The organism is Subtercola lobariae (assembly GCF_014640255.1).
Classification (GTDB): Bacteria; Actinomycetota; Actinomycetes; order Actinomycetales; family Microbacteriaceae; genus Subtercola; species Subtercola lobariae.
The window spans coordinates 333,474-350,567 of record NZ_BMGP01000002.1; the positions used below are offsets into that span (position 1 = coordinate 333,474).

General features: G+C 64.9%; 15 protein-coding genes. 5 read left to right on the top strand and 10 right to left on the bottom strand.

Going from position 1 to position 17,094, the window contains the following annotated elements:
• Positions 1–38: 38 nt before the first annotated feature.
• Positions 39–1,259, bottom strand: a complete 1,221-nt coding sequence (locus IEX24_RS05860; RefSeq protein WP_188675210.1) for an NADP-dependent isocitrate dehydrogenase — start codon at positions 1,257–1,259, stop codon at positions 39–41.
• A 178-nt stretch (positions 1,260–1,437) separates the two neighbouring features.
• On the opposite strand from IEX24_RS05860, the gene IEX24_RS05865 reads away from it, so the two are divergent.
• The 3 genes from IEX24_RS05865 to IEX24_RS05875 all read left to right on the top strand — a co-directional run bounded on the left by IEX24_RS05865 (position 1,438) and on the right by IEX24_RS05875 (position 2,730).
• Positions 1,438–1,890 (top strand): GNAT family N-acetyltransferase, encoded by a 453-nt coding sequence (locus tag IEX24_RS05865; RefSeq protein WP_188675212.1) that lies wholly within the window; start codon positions 1,438–1,440, stop codon positions 1,888–1,890.
• Between the two features lie 61 nt (positions 1,891–1,951).
• Positions 1,952–2,305, top strand: a complete 354-nt coding sequence (locus IEX24_RS05870) for an MGMT family protein (protein WP_307821255.1) — start codon at positions 1,952–1,954, stop codon at positions 2,303–2,305.
• Positions 2,284–2,730 carry a hypothetical protein gene (locus IEX24_RS05875; protein WP_229715125.1) on the top strand — a complete coding sequence of 149 codons (447 nt, stop codon included), beginning with the start codon at positions 2,284–2,286 and terminating at the stop codon, positions 2,728–2,730. The genes IEX24_RS05870 and IEX24_RS05875 overlap by 22 nt, the downstream gene beginning before the upstream one ends.
• Here IEX24_RS05875 and IEX24_RS05880 read toward each other — a convergent pair.
• The 9 genes from IEX24_RS05880 to sucC all read right to left on the bottom strand — a co-directional run bounded on the left by IEX24_RS05880 (position 2,727) and on the right by sucC (position 14,128).
• Complete coding sequence (locus IEX24_RS05880; protein ID WP_188675214.1) at positions 2,727–4,541, bottom strand: ABC transporter ATP-binding protein; 1,815 nt, start codon at positions 4,539–4,541, stop codon at positions 2,727–2,729. The genes IEX24_RS05875 and IEX24_RS05880 overlap by 4 nt on opposite strands.
• Complete coding sequence (locus tag IEX24_RS05885; RefSeq protein ID WP_188675215.1) at positions 4,538–6,304, bottom strand: ABC transporter ATP-binding protein; 1,767 nt, start codon at positions 6,302–6,304, stop codon at positions 4,538–4,540. The genes IEX24_RS05880 and IEX24_RS05885 overlap by 4 nt, the downstream gene beginning before the upstream one ends.
• A gap of 109 nt (positions 6,305–6,413) precedes the next feature.
• A complete protein-coding gene (gene ddaH, locus IEX24_RS05890) occupies positions 6,414–7,625 on the bottom strand; it encodes a dimethylargininase (RefSeq protein ID WP_275411832.1) in 1,212 nt (403 codons plus the stop codon).
• 113 nt (positions 7,626–7,738) lie between these two features.
• A complete protein-coding gene (purH, locus tag IEX24_RS05895) occupies positions 7,739–9,382 on the bottom strand; it encodes a bifunctional phosphoribosylaminoimidazolecarboxamide formyltransferase/IMP cyclohydrolase (protein ID WP_188675217.1) in 1,644 nt (547 codons plus the stop codon).
• Entirely contained in the window at positions 9,379–9,996 is a 618-nt protein-coding gene (gene purN, locus IEX24_RS05900) for a phosphoribosylglycinamide formyltransferase (RefSeq protein WP_188676466.1), read from the bottom strand. Before purN ends, purH begins: the two co-directional genes overlap by 4 nt.
• Before the next feature lie 9 nt (positions 9,997–10,005).
• Complete coding sequence (locus IEX24_RS05905) at positions 10,006–11,337, bottom strand: cell division protein PerM (protein WP_188675219.1); 1,332 nt, start codon at positions 11,335–11,337, stop codon at positions 10,006–10,008.
• Positions 11,337–11,876 carry a hypothetical protein gene (locus tag IEX24_RS05910; RefSeq protein ID WP_188675221.1) on the bottom strand — a complete coding sequence of 180 codons (540 nt, stop codon included), beginning with the start codon at positions 11,874–11,876 and terminating at the stop codon, positions 11,337–11,339. The genes IEX24_RS05905 and IEX24_RS05910 overlap by 1 nt, the downstream gene beginning before the upstream one ends.
• Before the next feature lie 148 nt (positions 11,877–12,024).
• Entirely contained in the window at positions 12,025–12,912 is an 888-nt protein-coding gene (sucD, locus tag IEX24_RS05915) for a succinate--CoA ligase subunit alpha (protein ID WP_188675224.1), read from the bottom strand.
• A gap of 46 nt (positions 12,913–12,958) precedes the next feature.
• Entirely contained in the window at positions 12,959–14,128 is a 1,170-nt protein-coding gene (gene sucC / locus IEX24_RS05920) for an ADP-forming succinate--CoA ligase subunit beta (RefSeq protein WP_188675226.1), read from the bottom strand.
• 212 nt (positions 14,129–14,340) lie between these two features.
• On the opposite strand from sucC, the gene IEX24_RS05925 reads away from it, so the two are divergent.
• Together IEX24_RS05925 and IEX24_RS05930 are read left to right on the top strand one after the other, a co-directional pair.
• Positions 14,341–16,080, top strand: coding sequence for a hypothetical protein (locus IEX24_RS05925; protein ID WP_188675229.1), 1,740 nt, complete (start codon positions 14,341–14,343; stop codon positions 16,078–16,080).
• On the top strand, positions 16,052–17,011 hold the full coding sequence (locus tag IEX24_RS05930) for an oxygenase MpaB family protein (protein ID WP_188675233.1): 960 nt from the start codon (positions 16,052–16,054) through the stop codon (positions 17,009–17,011). The genes IEX24_RS05925 and IEX24_RS05930 overlap by 29 nt, the downstream gene beginning before the upstream one ends.
• Positions 17,012–17,094: the final 83 nt, after the last annotated feature.

Consider the following 17,094-nt stretch of genomic DNA (forward strand, 5'->3'; position numbering starts at 1 on the left):
GAGGTGCGCGCCGGGGTCACCCGGCGGCGCGAGGCGAACTAGGCCAGGCGGGCAGCCAGATTGTCGGTCAGCGTCGCGAGAAACTCTTCGGTGGTCTGGTAGGGCTGGTCTGGCCCGACGAGCAGAGCGAGGTCTTTCGTCATGGCGCCCGACTCGACCGTCTTGATGACGACGTCTTCGAGGGTCTCTGCGAACGTGGCGAGCTCGGCGTTGTCGTCGAGCTTGGCGCGGTGCGAGAGCCCACGAGTCCAGGCGTAGATCGACGCGATAGGGTTCGTCGAGGTGGGCTTGCCGGCCTGGTGCTGGCGGTAGTGGCGGGTCACGGTGCCGTGCGCGGCCTCAGCCTCGACGGTCTTGCCGTCGGGGGTGAAGAGCACGCTGGTCATCAGGCCGAGCGAGCCGAAGCCCTGGGCCACGGTGTCGCTCTGCACGTCGCCGTCGTAGTTCTTGGCGGCCCACACGTAGCCGCCCTCCCACTTCAGCGAAGCGGCGACCATGTCGTCGATCAGGCGGTGCTCGTAGGTGATGCCGGCCTCGGCGAAGGCCGCGGCGTACTCGTCGTCGAAGACCTCTTGAAAGAGGTCTTTGAAGCGGCCGTCGTAGGCCTTCAGAATGGTGTTCTTGGTCGAAAGATAGACCGGGTACTTGCGGTTGAGGCCATAGCTGAGCGAGGCGCGGGCGAAGTCGCGAATCGAGTCGTCGAGGTTGTACATGGCCATGGCCACGCCCGAACCCGGCGACTGAAAGACCTCGAACGACTGAGCCTCGGCGTCGCTGCCCTCTTCGGGCTGGAACGAGATGGTCAGGGTTCCCTTGCCCTCGAAGCGAAAGTCAGTGGCTTTGTACTGGTCGCCGAACGCGTGACGGCCGACGATGATCGGCTTGTTCCAGCCGGGCACGAGGCGCGGGATGTTCGAGATGATGATGGGCTCGCGAAAGATGGTTCCGCCGAGGATGTTGCGGATGGTGCCGTTCGGGCTCTTCCACATCTTCTTGAGGCCGAACTCTTCGACGCGCGCCTCGTCGGGCGTAATGGTGGCGCACTTCACGCCGACGCCGTGCTTCTGAATGGCGTGTGCAGCGTCGATGGTTACCTGGTCGTCGGTGGCGTCGCGGTGCTCGATGCCGAGGTCGTAATAGTCGAGATTGATGTCGAGGTACGGGTGGATGAGGGTGTCTTTGATCGACTGCCAGATGATTCGTGTCATCTCGTCGCCGTCTAGTTCGACGACTGTTCCCTCAACATGGATTTTCGACATTCAAACTCCTTACCCGTGTAGACCTTATGGGCCCTCAAACAAAGCCAAGGAATAGCTTACTCGCTTTCCGAACTATCTTGACGTAGAGACAAACGCCTGTTGATTTTCACAGTGGATGCTCCGGATGCTCAGCTCAGCCGTGTGGCGCACCTGAGCGGTGCCCACTAACCTGTACTTCATGGGTGACTTGAGACTCGAAGAGCTGTCGGCGAACAACATCGTCGCCGCCAACACACTGACGTTGAAGCCCGGGCAAGAACAATTCGTCGCTCCTGTTTCGCACTCCATCGCCGAGGCGTACGTGAACCCGTCGACCGCCTGGCCACGCGTTGTTCTCGATGGCGACGAGGTTGTCGGCTTCATCATGGGTAACTTCGACCCCGACAGCCCGCACGATGAATTTCGGGGGTGCATCTGGCGCATGAACGTCGCTGCAACCGCTCAGGGCCGCGGTATCGGCCGATTCGCCGTCACCGCACTGGCCGAAGAGGCGCGCTCACGCGGGTTCGACCGCCTCACGGTGATGTTCGAGCCGGGCGAAGACGGCCCCGAGGCGTTCTTTCTCGCGGTGGGCTTCGAACCCATCGGCGAGACGCAGTTCGGCGAGACCATCGCCGCGCTGACGCTCTGACTGCTGAGCTCTGACTACTGAAACTCTGACTGCTGAAACTCTGACTGAGGCACGTGAACCGGTGAAGCCAGGTGCTGACACGGCTGACGTGGCTGTGCCCGCCGGAGACGACTTCGGCGCGCTCGTGCTCGAGGTCGTCGATGCGATTCCGCCCGGTCAGGTGCTCAGCTACGGTGACGTCGCGGCGTTACTGGGGTCACGAGCTGCGCGCGCGGTCGGCACGACGATGGCGCGGTCTGGGGGCGGGCACCCGTGGTGGCGCGTGGTGCGTTCGGGCGGGCATCCGCCCCGCGGCCATGAAGCGGATGCTCTGCAGCACTACGAAGCCGAGAACACCCCACTTCTAAGCTCCCCTACAGGTTGCGGCTACCGCGTCGACTACGCTGTGGCAATGTGGAAAACGTACGCGCTGTGAAGCGACGCCTGCTGATCGGCCTGACTCTCTCGGCCGCCAGCGCCTTTCTGTTATCGGGCTGCGCCGTCGCGAACGTCATTTCGCCGCCCTTCGCGGCCGCAATCTACGCGACTCCGGCTGACGCGGCTGGTGCGGCGGATGCTGTAGCGATTCCGGGATGGGTGCCTGCAGACGCAACGAACATTCGCATCAAGACAGACGAGACCAAACACGCGAGCATCGTGATGTTCACGCCCACGGCAACACCGCCCACGTTCACAGCGTGCGATCCCGCCACAGACCCGCAGGTCGATCAGAATTCGAAAGCCCCCGCGCTCGACGAAACGTGGTGGCCACAGGCGATCAACCCGGGAACTGGCGTCACGTGTTTCGGGCCCTGGCACCTGTTCGGCCAAGACGGCGCCTACTACGGGTGGACCCCTTAGACCAGCGACTGACGCCACGAGGCGTGCAGTTGCGCGAAGCGGCCGGTGCCTGCGATGAGATCGGCCGGGCTGCCGTCTTCGACGATGATGCCGTGCTCCATGACGAGTACTCGATCGGCGATGGCCACCGTCGAGAGGCGATGAGCGATGATGATCGCGGTGCGGTCGGCGAGCAGGGTCTGCAGGGCATCCTGCACCAGACGCTCGCTCGGAATGTCGAGTGAGGCCGTTGCCTCGTCGAGAATGAGCACCGCAGGGTCGGCGAGAAACGCCCTGGCAAACGAAATGAGCTGGCGCTGGCCGGCTGACACTCTGCCGCCGCGCTTGTTCACGTCGGTCTCGTAGCCGTTCGGCAGGTTCTCGATGAAGTCATGCGCTCCCACCGCCTTCGTGGCAGCGATGATCTCGTCGATGGAGGCGTCTGGTTTGCCGATGGCGATATTGTCTGCCACGGTGCCCGAGAACAGGTAGGCCTCTTGGGTGACCATCACGATGGCGCGGCGCAGGTCTTTCGGGTGCAGGTCGCGCAGGTCTATTCCGTCGAGAGTCAGTCGCCCTTCGCTGGGGTCGTAGAAGCGCGAGATGAGCTTGGCGAGCGTCGACTTTCCGGCGCCGGTCGAGCCCACCAGTGCGATCGTCTGACCTGACGGAATGCGCAACGAGAAGTTCGGCAGCACGACGCGACCGTTCTGGTATGAGAACTGCACGTCGTCGAAGTCGACCGCGCCCGTCGAACTCCACAGATCAACCGGCTTCACCGGGTCGGGCACGCTCGGCTGCTCTTCGAGCACCCCCGAGATCTTCTCCAACGCGGCCGCAGCAGACTGGTAGGAGTTGTAGAACATCGCCATCTCCTCCATCGGGTCGAAGAAACGGCGTGTGTAGAGCACTGCGGCGAGCAGCACACCCACGGCGACCTGGCCGTCGATGACGCGAAACGCGCCGACCAGCAGCACGACCGCCACGGTGACGTTGCCGATCAGCACAAGCCCGGGGTCGAAGATTCCGAACAGCCGAATGACCCGCGCGTTCGCTGATCTGTAGTCTTCGGTCAGCCCGTTGAATTCGGCGTCGTTGCTCTTCTCGGTGCGAAACGCCTGAACGGCCCGAATGCCCGTCATGGTCTCGACGAACTTCACGATCAGCTTCGCCGACGCCACCCGGGTCAGCCGGAACATCTTCTGCGAGCGCAGCTGAAACCAGCGCGTGAGAATGAGCAGCGGCACAAGCGAGACCACCAGAATGACGCCGCTCGCCCAGTCGAGCGCGAACAGCGCGATGCCGATGAACAGCATATAGAGCAGGCCCTGCACCAATTGGTTGATGCCCGAATCGAGAAGCTCGCGAATCGAGTCGAGATCGCTCGTCTGGCGCGAGATGATGCGACCAGAGGTGTAGGTCTCGTGAAACTCCAGACTGAGCTTCTGGGTCTGCACGAAGACGCGCTTGCGCAGGTCGAGCAAGATCGCCTGCGAGATGCGAGCGGTGAGTACGGTGAACCACGAGATGAGCACTGCGCCCACGATGCCAGCCAGAAGGTAGGCGACCCCGGCCAGGGCCACGGGCATCCAATCGTTCGCCAGCAGAGCGGGCAGCCCGCTGTCGATGCCGAACGCGATGAGCGCGGGGCCTGCGACTTGAGCCGCCGTGCTGATGACCACGACCACAAGGCTGACCAGCAAGCGCGAACGCTCGGGGCGCAGCAATGACCCGAGCAGCCGAAGCGAACGCTCTCTGATCTGCTGGCTTTCGGCACGGGTGAAATCGTCGCGCTCTTCGCCACCCACACCTGAAACGGTGGTCTGGCTCATGCGGGCACCTCTTCTTCGAAACTCGAAATGACAAAGCGATAGTGGTCGTTGCCGGCCAGCAGTTCGGCGTGCGTGCCGACGGCCGTCACCCTGCCCGCCTCGAGCAGCGCTACGCGGTCGGCGAGCGCCACGGTCGAGGGCCGGTGGGCCACGATCAGGGCCGTGGTCGAGGCGAGAATACGGCGCAGGGCCGCCTCGACGAGCGCCTCGGTGTCGACGTCGAGCGCCGAAAGCGGGTCGTCGAGCACAAGTACCTTCGGCTTGGCCGCAATCGCTCGCGCGAGGGCGAGGCGCTGACGTTGACCACCAGAGAGGCTCAGGCCTTCTTCGCCCACTCGCGTGTCGAGCCCGTTGGGCAGGTCGTAGACGAAGCCGGCCTGCGCAATCTCGAGCGCCTCGGCCACCTCGGCGCCTGACGCCTCTGGTCGGCCGAGCACGACGTTTTCGCGCACCGTCGCGCTGAACAGAGTGGCGTCTTCGAACGCCATGGCGACGTTCGTGCGAAGGTCGGTACGGGTGAGCGAGCGGATGTCGACACCGTCGAGCTTCACTGCTCCCGAGTCGACGTCATACAGGCGGGTGGTCAGGGCCGTCAGCGTGGTCTTGCCCGAACCTGTCAGACCGACGAGTGCCATCGTCTCGCCCGGTTCGATGACCAGGTCGATTCCGTTCAGCAGATCGGAATAGCGTTCGGGCGCATCTTGGTAGCGAAAGTGCACGTCGTCGAAGGTCAGCTGCCCACGCGGTTCGGCAATGCGCACCGGATGCTCGGGGTCGGTGATGGTGTTCACCGAGTCGAGCACATCGAAGAACCGCGCCGTGGCCGTCTTGGCGTCGAACGTCATCGCCAGAAAGTAGCCCATCGACTCGACGGGAAACAGCAGCACGGTGCCGGTGGCGAAGAAGGCCACCAACTCCCCCACCGAGGTCTGACCTGTAGAGGCGAGCCACACGCCAATGACCAGACACACGGCAAACGCCACATCGGGAATCAGGAGCAACCACAACCAGATGCTCGCGACGGCCTTCGCCTTCTCGATTTCGGTGCCACGCAGCTTTTCGGCCTGCCGTTCGAACTTCTTCAGAGCGAACGTTCCGCGACCGAACGCCTTCAGCACACGAATGCCATGCACCGACTCTTCGACGGCGGTGGCGAGATCACCCACCTGGTCTTGGCTGCGACGAGCGGCCTCAGAGTAGCGGCCCTCGAACACGTAGCTGTAGGCCAGAACGGGAATCGACGCCACCAGAAAGATGAGGCCGAGAACCCAGTTGATGCTGATCAGCACCGCGAAGCCGATGAAGATGGTGACGACGTTGACCACCATGATGACGATGCCGAACGAAAGCCACCTGCGCACCAGGTTCAGGTCGCTGATGGCGCGCGACAGGAGCTGGCCGCTCGGCCACCGATCGTGAAACGCGACGGGCAGATCTTGCAAGTGAGTGTAGAGACTGTCGCGCATCCGCGCCTCGATGTGCGTGCCGGGCGTCAGCACGAGCACCCGCCGCAGCGCGATCAGCAGCGCTTCGATCACACCGAGCCCGAGCACGATGAGCACGACCGGCCAGATCTGCGAGGAGTCGCCGTGCGCCAGCGGCCCGTCGATGAGCACCGCGAGAACCTGGGGAATGACCAGCGAGACGATGCTGGCCGTGAGAGAAACCGCCATGGCCGTGTAGATGCGCGGCATCGCCGGCTTGGCGTAGACGTAGAGGCGAGAGAGCGTGCGAAACGTCGACTGACCTTGTGAGGCAGGCATAAACGTAGAGTCCTAAACGAAAATCGGTTGCGTATGTGGGGCGCCCTTGTGGGGCTGCAGGTATTCTGGGCAGCCTTGAAGGCTACACACAGAACCAGGGTCGGCGCAACTAGCGCAGACGCACCGACAAGCAGGTGACGCAGCCTTCGAGTTTTTCGTACTCACTGATGTCGACGGCAATGACGCGGTAGCCGAGGTTCTCGATGAGCTCCGCGGTTTGCGGCGCTGACGCAGACATCAGTACGGTGTCTTCAGCGAGTTTGACCACGTGTGCACCGCCTTCTTCTGGCACGCTCAAGAAGCGGTTGAAGATCTTCGGGTCGTCGACGAGAGGCAGATACCCGATGACGGTTCCGTCGGGCAGCGCGGTGACTGCGCTCTTCAAGTGCAACACCTTCGTCAGCGGCACGGCGACGACGGTGTAGCCGAGAGAGGCGACGATGTGCCGCAGCTGGTGGATGCCCTCAGCATTCGTTCGGCCGCTGCGACCGACATACACCGTGGTTCCGACCTTGAGTACGTCTCCGCCGTCGAGGGTGCCCGGCACCGCGATGCGCGCGACTTTGAGGCCCAGCTCACGCACGGTGCGCTCAACGGCCTCGGTTTCGTCGACCCGGTGCTCGCTGCCGGGGCTGGCGATCACCGCGACATCGCCGAAGATCACGACGGCGTCTTCGACGAACACCGAATCGGCGAGATTGTCGGCCACGTCGACCTCGATGGTGTTCCAGCCCGCGTTCTCGAGAACCGAAACGTACGATTCCCACTGCTCTTCAGCCAGATCGAGGTCGATTTCGCTCTTGTCGATGTGCGTCACGTGACCGTCGGCGAGCGTAGCCGGTGGGCGACGGATGATCGCAACCCGCCGCTCGGCTACCGCGCCCCTGGCGACCCTGTCGACCTGGGCGATGCCGAAGTACACGCGGCGCCCCACGGTCACCCAGCTCAGAACGACCACCAGAATGAAGATCAGGTTGATGCCCACAAGGCTTGCGATGAGGTAATTGATCACCGGGGCGCCGAGCGGATTTCCTTGCGCAAGCAGCGGAATACCGGTGCCGATCAGAGCCGCGAGAACCCCTGAGACCACGCCCGCGATGAGCGCGAGATACCACCGGCCGTAGGCGCCGACCCAGGCGAAGACCGCAGAGAAGAGCAACACGAACAGGGTCTGAGGCACGAAGAACGCATTGACCACCGGAAAGACCGTCGGGTCGAACCCCTTGAACACGAAGAACGCGAGCAGCATCGAAACGTGCGCGATGGCGGCGATGACGAGCGCCGAAACGATCGAAGCGACAATTGTGCGGGGGCGGAACATGGCGAAACTCTCTGGTGGGGTGGTGCGGTGTGGGTGGTGCGGAGTCGGTGGTGCGGTATGGATGCTACGTACTGGGGAGTCGCGGCGAGCGCGGAACCCCGAACATCCGGTGCTCAGTGAAAGAAGTGGCGCTCGCCCGTGAAGTACATGGTCACCCCGGCGGCGGCGGCCGCCTCGATGACCTCGGGGTCGCGAACGGAGCCGCCTGGCTGAACGACTGCCCTCACTCCGGCGTCGAGCAGAACCTGAAGCCCGTCGGCGAAGGGAAAGAAGGCATCAGACGCGGCCACTGAACCGCGCGCCCGATCGCCTGCCCGAGTGACAGCGAGGTGGCAGGAATCGACTCGGTTGACCTGCCCCATACCCACGCCGACCGAGGCGCCGTGCGAGGCAAGCAGAATTGCGTTGGATTTCACCGAGCGGCACGCGATCCAGGCGAATTCCAGATCGGCGAGGGTCTTAGCGTCAGCGGCCTCGCCCGAAACCAGTTGCCAGTTCGTGGTGCTGTAGCCCGCGAACGAGTCTGACTCTTGCGCCAGCAGGCCGCCACTGATCTGCTTCAGCTCGACGGCCGGGCGCGCGTGGTCTGCCGGCAGACGGAGGATGCGCAGGTTCTTCTTGGTTTGGAGGAGCTTCAGGGCATCCGGTTCGAAATCGGGGGCGACCAGCACCTCGGTGAAGATCTCTTTCACGGTTTCGGCCATGCCGAGAGTGACCGTTCGGTTGGCGGCGATGACCCCGCCGAACGCCGAGACCGGGTCGCACTCGTGCGCACGCCGATGTGCCGATGCGATGGGGTCGAGAGCAGATGACGACGCCACGGCGATGCCGCACGGATTCGCGTGCTTGATGATGGCGACGGCGGGTGCGGCAAAATCGTACGCCGCACGAATCGCTGCGTCGGCGTCGACAAAGTTGTTGTACGACATCTCTTTGCCGTTCAACTGCTCGGCCTGAGCGATGCCACGACCGTTCGATTCGAGGTAGAGCGCAGCGGCCTGGTGCGAATTCTCGCCGTACCGCAGCGCGTGCGACAGCGAGACGCTGCGCTCGATGAGCTTCGGAAAGCCGGCCGCAGGCAGCGGAGCCGTGGGGTCGAACACTCCCTCGACGGGCAGCGAGCTTGCGCCCAGTTGCTCGGCGAACCAGGTCGCCACTGCGGTGTCGTAGGCGGCCGTGTGCGCGAACGCGGTCGCGGCGAGCTTGCGGCGAGTGGCAAGCGAGGTGCCACCAGAACTCAGCGCCTCGAGAATCTGCGGGTAGGTGCTGGGCGAAACGGCGATGGCGACGTTGGCGTGGTTCTTGGCCGATGCCCGAACCAGGGCCGGGCCGCCGATGTCGATCTGCTCGATGACGTCGTCGCCCTCTGCGCCGCTCGCCACGGTCTCGGCAAACGGGTAGAGGTTCACCACCACGAGCTGAAACGCCTGAATCTCGAGCTCTTGTAACTGCGCGATGTGCGACTCGAGTCGCAGGTCGGCGAGAATTCCGGCGTGCACCGACGGGTGCAGGGTCTTCACGCGGCCGTCGAGCGACTCGGGAAACCCGGTGATCGAGCTGACCTCGGTGACCGCGAAACCCGCGGCGGCAATGGTCTTCGCCGTCGAACCCGTCGACACGATCTCGACGCCGGATTCACTGAGCGCTGCAGCGAGCTCGATGAGGCCAGATTTGTCGCTCACCGAGACCAGTGCGCGCTTGATGGGTACGAGATCGCGGTGGTGAAACAGTGACGGGTCGTGACGGGGGCCGCTCATGATGGGTTCTCCTGGTGTTGTCTGTTGCGGGCGGGTTCGGGCAGCACGATTCGGCGCTCGGCGATGCTTTCGACGGCGCTCACGATCACGTCGCGTTCGACGATCTTGATGCGCTCGTGCAGGTCGAATTCGGTGTCACCGGCCAGAATGGGCACCACGCGCTGCACGAGTACGGGGCCGGTGTCGACGCCCTCGTCGACGATGTGAACGGTGACACCGGTTTCGGCCACACCGGCGGCCAGGGCATCCCGAACCGCGTGCGCACCCGGAAAAGCCGGCAGCAGAGCCGGGTGGGTGTTGATCAGATTGGGCGAGAGCGCCGCCACGAACCGCGGGGGCAGGATGCGCATGAAGCCGGCGCACACCACCAGGTCTGGCGACCAGGCTTCGACCTGCGCCAGCAATTCGTCGCCCCATGACGCCCTATCGGCGAACGCCGTCGGCACGACCGTGAACGACGGCACCCCGAACGCCTCGGCATGCTCGAGCCCGGGCGCGTCATTGTCTGAGCCGACGGCCACAATGCGAGCGGGAAAGTTCGCGTCTGCCGCCGCCTCGAGAAGGGCGCGGAGGTTCGACCCTCCGCCCGAGATCAGAACGACAATCGAGAGCACCATGAAAGCTTAGCGGGGCGGCGCGAGGTTCTCCTGTGAGGGGGTGTCGGCCGACTCGGTCTTATCTGCGGCGGGGCGGCGAACGCCCGGCCTCTTCGATTCTTCTGCAGGGCTGGCCGGGCTGGCCCTGCTTGGCCGCGAGCGCAATCCGTTCGCGAACAGGCCGATCGACGCGGTGACACCGAAAAGCACGAACGCCCAGAGAAAGACAGCCCCGGGGTTCGGCCCCACGTCGGCGAGGCGGCCGGGGCCCAAGGCTCCGCCCGACCAGAGCGCCACGAGGGCGAGGATGCCCGCCGCGACGGCGCCCATGCCGAAACCGGTGCCGAGCATCCGCCCGGCCTGCCGCAGCGAGAAATCACCCGGCGTTGTCACGCGCGGGCGCAGGGCAGCCGCGACGAGCAGGCCGATGACAACCGGCACCACCAGCGCCACAAAGCCGAAGGCGGCGCCGTGCGGCAGCGCGCCGAACACCGGCAGCGACGGAATGAGCCCGAGTTGAGTGCCGAGCGGTGACACCGACGAGCCTGTGCCGAGCGCGAATCCAGGGCCGAGAAGCCAGCTCATCGCCCAGATGGCCAGGTTCGGCATGAATGAGACCTGCGCCAGTGTCAGTGCAGCGCCGCCCGCTGCGCCCGACTGCAGCGATTCGTAGAGAGAAATCACGGTGGAGTAGTTGACGAGAAGCAACAGCGCGACGGCGAGCGCACCGAGCGCGACCATCGCGGCCGCGATGATGGCCCCCCCGCGCAGCGCGACGGCGATGAGATTGCGGGCCTCGTCAGAAAGCCTGTCGGTCATGCCGAGAATCGCGTCAGCGAGGGGAGCATTCACTCGCACGAGCGTGCTCCATGCCCCGATGACCGCCCCCACCCCGTAGAGCACGGGCAAGAGAATGACCGTCTGCCAGAACGAGGCAGCGGCCGTCGATGACTGGGCGCTCGCCCAGATCAGGGCGGCGAGAATGCCGACGGTCACGATGCCGGTAACGGTACCCAGAACCGGATGCGGCGACTGGCCGAGACGGAGGCCGGAGCGCCGGCCCAAGAACACGGTGAGCAAGGCGAAACCGAGCGGAGCGATGCCGATGACGAAGGGAACCGCGGCCTGTTCGAGTCCGAGCTGCGCAGCGGTTTGGGGGTCGAGGGAGATCATCAGGTCGACACCGTTGCCGAGCATCCAGAAGTCTGCTGCGGCGCGCCAGAAGGCGGTCCAGTCAACGGCGAGATCGAATTGCACGGCCCAGAGAATGGTGAGCATCACGAGCGGAATGCCGAGGCCGATGGCGACCGAGAGCAGGGCGTCGAGTGCCGCCAAGAGGGCGGTAGTGGGTCTATTCATCAGTGCACAGTGATTTTCAGAATGATGACGATGACGCCGAGAAAACCGGTGACGAGAGAACCGAGTAGGCGAACCCACCAGACACTCCCCCGGTCAGCAAAGGCGAACCAGCCGAGGGCTCCGAGCAGAAAGACCGGAAGCCAGAGCGAGACCTGATATGCGGCACTCTCATCCATGATTCCCAAGGCACCCAGGAGAAGAAAAAGGCATGGGACTATGGCCGCATACAGCAATCCGGCTGCGGTGCGAAGGCTGTGCTTGAACGAGTCGGTCATGGGCAGACCGATCGATTTCGGTGTGCCGTAGTGAGCGATGCTCTCGGCGAAGACGTGGGCGATCCAGAACGCCAATACTGTGCCGACGGCGGTGATCAGCACGTCGAGATCGCTCTCGTCGTAGTGCGCGGTGCCGATGATGGCGCTGACCAGCAGGGTGCCGTAAATCGCCTGCGGAGTGACGATGGCCAAGCGAAAACGGCGCCACCGCGAGAGTTCCCCGGTGTCGCTTGTCGCCTCGGCAAAGGGCGCGTCAGCGCTCACGCGTCGTCTCCGATCATCATCACTACAAACGTAACGGCCCTCCACCGAAATGGAGGGCCGTTACCCGGGGGCGTCGAAACACCGCCGCTGAAATGGCAGTTCTGACGGGTTGAGTGGATGATCGTGCATCCGCTCAGCCCGTCGAGTACTACAGGGCCAAGTACACTTCCCGCAGCAGCGCGGCGGTCTCGCTCGGCGTTTTGCCGACCTTGACGCCGGCCGCCTCGAGGGCTTCTTTCTTGCCCTGAGCGGTACCCGCACCGTCAGAGACGATGGCGCCAGCGTGGCCCATGGTCTTGCCTTCGGGCGCGGTGAAGCCGGCGACGTACGCGACGACGGGCTTCGTGAGGTTGGCCTTGATGAAGTCGGCCGCACGCTCTTCGGCATCGCCGCCGATCTCACCGATCATGACGATGGCCTTCGTCTCGGGGTCGGCCTCGAACGCCGCGAGAGCGTCGATGTGCGTCGTGCCGATGATGGGGTCGCCGCCGATGCCGATGGCGGTCGAGAAGCCGAGGTCACGCAACTCGTACATCATCTGGTAGGTCAGGGTGCCCGACTTCGACACCAGGCCGATGGGGCCAGGGCCGGTGATGTTCGAGGGAATGATGCCCGCGTTCGACTTCGAGGGCGAGATGATGCCGGGGCAGTTCGGCCCGATGATGCGGGTGACGTTGCCCTTCTTCTTGGCCTCGGCCCAGAAGATGGCCGAGTCGTGCACCGGAATGCCCTCGGTGATGACCACGGCAGTGCCGATCTCGGCCTCGACCGCTTCGAGCACGGCGTCTTTGGCGAACGCCGGTGGCACGAAGATGACCGACACGTCAGCGCCGGTCTCCTTCATGGCGTCAGCAACGCTGCCGAAGATCGGCAGGGTGTGGCCCTCGATCTCAACGGTGGTGCCCGCCTTTCGCGGGTTCACCCCGCCGACGATCTGCGAGCCCGAGGCCAGCATGCGGCCGGCGTGTTTGGTGCCTTCAGAGCCGGTGAGGCCCTGAACGATGATCTTGGAGTTCTCGTCGAGAAAAATCGACATTCTTGTTCTCTTTCTACTTCTGCGTCAGTTTCAGGTGTGCGGGCACTTACGCAGCAGCGTGAGCGAGTTCGGCGGCCTTGTCGGCGGCCTCGTCCATGGTGTCGACCACGGTCACCAGCGGGTGGTTCGCTTCGGCCAGAATCGCGCGGCCTTCAACGACGTTGTTGCCGTCAAGACGCACCACGAGGGGCTTCGAGGCGTCGTCGCCCAGCGTCTCGAGCGCGCCGACGATTCCGTTGGCGACGGCGTCACACGCCGTGATGCCACCGAACACGTTGACGAAGACGCTCTTCACCTGCGGGTCGTTCAGAATCACGTCGAGACCTGCAGCCATGACCGCAGCAGATGCTCCGCCACCGATGTCGAGGAAGTTTGCCGGCTTCACGCCACCGTGGCGTTCGCCCGCGTACGACACCACGTCGAGCGTCGACATCACGAGGCCCGCACCGTTGCCGATGATGCCCACTTCACCGTCGAGCTTGACGTAGTTGAGGTGCGACTCCTTGGCCTTCGCCTCGAGCGGGTCGACTGCGCCTTGGTCGACGAGTGCCTCGTGACCCGCGTGACGGTAGTCTGCGTTCTCGTCGAGCGAGACCTTGCCGTCGAGCGCGATAATGTCGCCCTCTTCAGTGAGCACGAGCGGGTTGACCTCGACGAGCGTCGCGTCTTCGCCCACGAAAACATCCCACAGCTTCACGATGACGGGAGCGACCTTCGGAACGAGGTCGGCGGGAAAGTTCGCGGCAGTCGCGATGGCGGCGGCGGTCTCTTCAGAGATGCCCTCCAGCGGGTTCACTTCGATGCGCGCCAGCGCCTCGGGGCGTTCGACCGCGAGCTGCTCGATCTCCATGCCGCCTTCGTAGCTGGTCATCGAGAGAAAGGTGCGGTTCGAACGATCGAGAAGCACTGAGAAGTAGAACTCCTGCGCGATGCGAGCACCGCCGGCCACCATGACGCGCTTGACGACGTGGCCCTTGATGTCGAGGCCGAGAATCGACTTCGCAGCTTCTTCGGCGTCTTCTGGCGTCTTGGCTACCTTGACGCCGCCGGCCTTGCCTCGGCCGCCGACCTTGACCTGAGCCTTCACGACGGTAACGCCACCGAGCTTCTCGGCGGCGGCCTTCACCTCTTCGGGAGTATCAGCGATGATGCCGGGCAGAACCGGAACGCCATAGCTCTCGAACAGGTCTCTGGCCTGATATTCAAATAGATCCACGCTTGCTCATCCCATCCGCGCACAGCCGCAGCGTGCGCGTTGCCTGGTTTTTTGTAAAAACGATAGCCGGATGTCTTCGCTCCATGTGTCTTGAGATCGAGACATCTAGACCGTCAGACAGCCTACTCTCCACAGGTGAGTCCCTTTCGCAGCTCTGCACAATTGCGGGCCTTCTGCGGGTTCCGGATGCCCGTGGCTTTCATTCTGGTGACATGAAACGACTCGTCAACCTCTGTATCGCCGCCCTCGCCACCCTCGGCGTCATGGCCGCCGTGCTTTTTGCCGCCCCCGCCGCCCTTGCCCTTGCTGTTGTGGAGCATGCCTACGGGCACCTCTCCGAGACCGATGGGCGATGGCTGGGCTCACACCGGCTCGAAGACGGCAATCTCGGCCTCTGTCTTCAGCTCACCAAAGCGCCGCCCGAAGGCAGCAACATCACCTACGTTCCGGGCGCCGGCCTCAACTGGTACAGCACCGACGATTCGGCTCGATTGGCCTATCTCGGCCGGCAGTGGCTCCTCACCCACGACGCCAACGAGGCGTCGGCCGCACAGCTCGCGGCATGGACCATCACCGGGCTGAACGGGCACGACGACGCGTTTTACGCTCAACGCGCCAACGGCGACGCCGCGGCGGTGCTCGCCAGGGCGCGGGCGATGCGCACCGAGATCGACGGCCCGAACGGCGCCTCGAGATCGGTCACGGCGACTGTAGCGTTCGCCGACATCGCGGGTAACGGCGGGGCGGGGGCCACCGTGCAGAGCGATCTCTTCGTCGACTTTCTGGCCGGCGGCGTCACCCGGTTGCCAGCGGGTCTTCACCCCGGTTTCATCACCCTCACCGGAGCCACCTTCGACGACGGTTCGGTCGAACGGGTGGTGACGAACGGCGAATCGCTCGCCGTGCATCCGACGGCCGGCACCCCGACCTCGCACGTCACCGCGAAAGCGGAGTTCGGGGGTCTGCCCTACGGCAACGGTTTCTGGGCGGCCGAGGCTCCGAGCACCGTGCAGACCCTTCTGGTGCCGCAACCGGCGCTCGCCGTCGCCTCGGCGACGGCGAGCGCCGACGTCAACACAGACGCGCCGTTCTCCCCCGCGGTGGCCACGCTGACAAGCTCGCAGACGGCGTCGCCCGGCGCCGCCATTCACGACAGCCTCGACCTTTCGCTTGCAACCCCACCCACTGACCAGCCGAAGGTCGCTGCTGAGCAACCGATGGTAGCTGCTGAGCAGTCGACTGGCGCTTCGAGCCCCGAAATCGCAGTCGGTGACACTTCGAGCCCCTGGCCGGCGAGCGACGATACCTCGCAGCCGCTCGCCGCGTCTCCGGCCCTAGACCCTCTGGGCGCATCGCCGGCCACTGACTCTCTCGGCGGGTGGGGCACGTACACATCCGCCGATGGCCAGACTCTGCCGATTCCCGTCACGATTCGGAGCACGCTTCTCGGGCCGTTCGCTTCGCAGCCGACGCCTGCCGCACAGGCACCCGACGGATCGGATGTGGTATGCCGCGTCGAGACTGTTGCAGACGCCGGCCCCGGCTCCTATTCCACGCCCGATTGTGTGGTGACAGCCGCGGGATTTTACGTGTGGACGGAGACCATCGACCCGGCTGATACCCCGCTCGAGAAGGGTGGCGCACGGGTGAAACCGTGGGCATCGCCGTTCGGTACCGCAACCGAAGTCACCCTCGTGACAGCTCCGCCTCCCCCGCCGCCCTCGACGACTCCTCCGACACCCACCGCGCCGCCCACGGAGTCGACGCCGCCGCCCGCTCCCCCCGTCGTCACCCCAACACGTACGGCCGTGGCTCTCCCGCACGATCTCGCGTCGACCGGTGCGGAGGGTGTGCCGTGGTGGGTGGTGTGGGCGATCGGAGCCCTGATCGCAGCGGGCATCGCCACCCGTCTAGTGTCGAAGCATGAGCGTTTTCACCGACGTCGCCGCTGAGGGCATTCTGCTGGCCGGCGGCGGGCGAGCGATTCTCTTGCAGATCGCCGACCCCGCCGTCGGCGCGGGCGTCGCCGCACACAGCGACTTCGCTAACCGCCCGCTCGAGCGATTCGCGAACACCGTGACCTACGCCTATTCCACCGTCTTCGCTACCCCGGCTGAGCTCGCCGCGGTCGTGCGCCGCGTCAACGCCGCCCACGGCCCGGTGCACAGCACACCCCACATCCACGGCCCGGCGCGCAGCACACCCCACATCCACGGCCCGGCGCACAGCACACCCCACATCGAAGCGCCCGAGCCGACGCTCGGCACGACAGACGCCACTGCCACTGGCGTCGCGGGCGACAAGTCCGCTCCGCATGCCATCGAGGCCGACAGCTCGGCTCGCACCGACGCGGCGGGCGACACCGTGGCGTACAACGCGTTCGAGCCCGGCGCGCAGCTCTGGGTCGCCGCGACCCTCTACCAGTCGGCGATCACCGTGTACGAAAAGGTCTTCGGGCCGCTCGCCGACGCAGATGCCGAGGAGGTCTACCAGCAATACGCGGTACTCGGCACCGCGCTGCAGGTTCCCGCGGGCAGCTGGCCTGCCGACCGAGAGCACTTCGCCACCTACTGGTCCGACTCGATGGCCCGGCTGGAGGTCAGTGACGACGCGAGGCGCGTCGCGAGCGACCTGCTCCACCCTCGAACGGCTCCACTCATGCTGCGCTTGGTTTTGCCGGTGGTTCGTCTCGTTACCGCGGGCCTTCTCAGCCCAGAGCTGCGCAGGGCATTCGTCTTACCGTGGAGCCCTCGCCATCAGCGTCGATTCGACCGCCTGTTCGCGGCCACTGCCGTCATCTACCCTCGCCTACCCAGGGTGGTGCGCACGCTGCCGAAACGCCATTACCTCAGTGCCCTTCGGCGCTCGCTCACTGAGCACTAGCTGCGAGCTGCGACCCGCCGAACGCGCGGCCCTCTTCCACCTGGCGAGGCGCGCGACCTCTCAACGACCGCCGCGGCGCGTGT